2 protein-coding genes are annotated in these 1,369 nt (G+C 61.3%); one reads left to right on the top strand and one right to left on the bottom strand.

Translation table 11 applies throughout. The annotated features are described in order from the left end of the window. Positions 1-32 precede the first annotated feature (32 nt). A complete protein-coding gene (locus EN906_RS34200) occupies positions 33-935 on the bottom strand; it encodes a GntR family transcriptional regulator (RefSeq protein WP_127270817.1) in 903 nt (300 codons plus the stop codon). 228 nt (positions 936-1,163) lie between these two features. Here EN906_RS34200 and EN906_RS34195 point away from each other — a divergent pair. Beyond that, on the top strand, positions 1,164-1,369 hold a 206-nt coding region (locus tag EN906_RS34195; RefSeq protein ID WP_245484395.1), incomplete at its 3' end, for an SAF domain-containing protein.

The raw sequence follows: 1,369 nt of genomic DNA, 5'->3' as shown, positions 1-1,369 counted from the left end.
GCATGAAACAAGACTCTGAGCCTCAGCGCGGCTCAGGATTTTTGTAGCGACCGGCTCTCCGGGATCGAGGTCAGCAATGTCTGGCGCGCCGACTTCAGATGCTTGCGGCAGGCGGCGTCGACCTTGCCGAGGTCGCGCGATTTCAGCGCCTCGATATAGACCAGATGCTCGCCGATCGCGACTTCGTTGCGTTCGCGTTCCTGCGCCTTGTTCCACTGGTAGTGGTAGTGGAAGATCATGGCGATGACATCGTAGAAATCGACGATGAAGCGGTTATGCGATGCCCGGTGGATGAGTCTGTGCAAGCGCTCATCCAGCTCGGAGAATTCGTTGAAGCGGGTGGAGATCTCGTTTGCCAGCTGGCGATGCTCGTCTTCCAGACGGTCGAGATCGGCCCAGACCGCGCTGTCCTGCGGCAGAGCGGTGAAGGCGGCCGCCGAGCGCAGTTCGAACATTTCGCGGATTTCGGTCAGCTCCAGCGCGAAGGCGCGCGTAAAGCCCTTCAGCACCCAATGGCTGTTGCGGCGCTTCTCGATCAGGCCGAAGCGGGAGAAGCGGATCAGGAACTCGCGCACGCTGGTGGTGCCGACGCCGATCTCACGCGCCAGTTCGAGTTCGTTGATCTGCATGCCGGCTTCGGCGCCGCCGGCGAGCAGCCTGCGCATGAACGACCGTTCGATGATCTCGGCCAGCGTGTCGGTCTCTTCTTCGGGGAAAAAATCGTCCGGACGCGCTTCGCGCAGCACCGTCTTGGCGCGCTTGTCCCAGGCGATCAGCCCTGTCTCTTCCATGCGCGCAAGAATGGTGCGGACGGTCGTACGGCTGACGCCAAGCAAGGTGCCCAGTTCCGGCTCCGAAGGCAGGCTGCGCGTTTCGTCGAGCAGCCGCAGGCAGCGGTTGTAGGCATCCTTGTAGACGTTGTTGCTCTTCGACATCCCTGACCCGTTGCACGCCGTCGCTTGCGGCGGCCGGTTTGAAGCGCAATATGACGTTCCCATGGCCCTGAGAAGCGAAATTGCTTCCCGGAACAACCAAGGACATGCGGAACTCCCCAGTGAAAAAACAATTGACGCAAAACTGTTTTTTCACGATAAAAGACAATATCTCTAAACAGACGCGTGTCAATCCGTCCGCGCAACCCAGGATCACCCAGGAAACCGCCCGTGAACGCCTCCAACTGCATTCTCCTGTCCCCCGCCGACAATGTCGCCGTCGCCAATGGCCGCATCGAGATCGGCACCGCGCTGCCGGGCGGTGCCGTCGCCAGTGCGCTGATCGAGCCCGGCCACAAGGTGGCGATCCAGCCGATCGCCGTCGGCGAGGCCGTGGTAAAATACGCCCAGGCGATCGGTCGCGCGACACAGGATAT

The organism is Mesorhizobium sp. M7A.F.Ca.CA.004.06.1.1 (assembly GCF_003999135.1).
Taxonomy (GTDB): domain Bacteria; phylum Pseudomonadota; class Alphaproteobacteria; order Rhizobiales; family Rhizobiaceae; genus Mesorhizobium.
This window is presented reverse-complemented; position numbering and strand designations above follow the sequence as displayed.

Bases quoted from the DNA above. Each gene is read 5' to 3' on its own strand.
- EN906_RS34200 (WP_127270817.1), bottom strand. From the start codon at position 935: ATGTCGAAGAGCAACAACGTCTACAAGGATGCCTACAACCGCTGCCTG.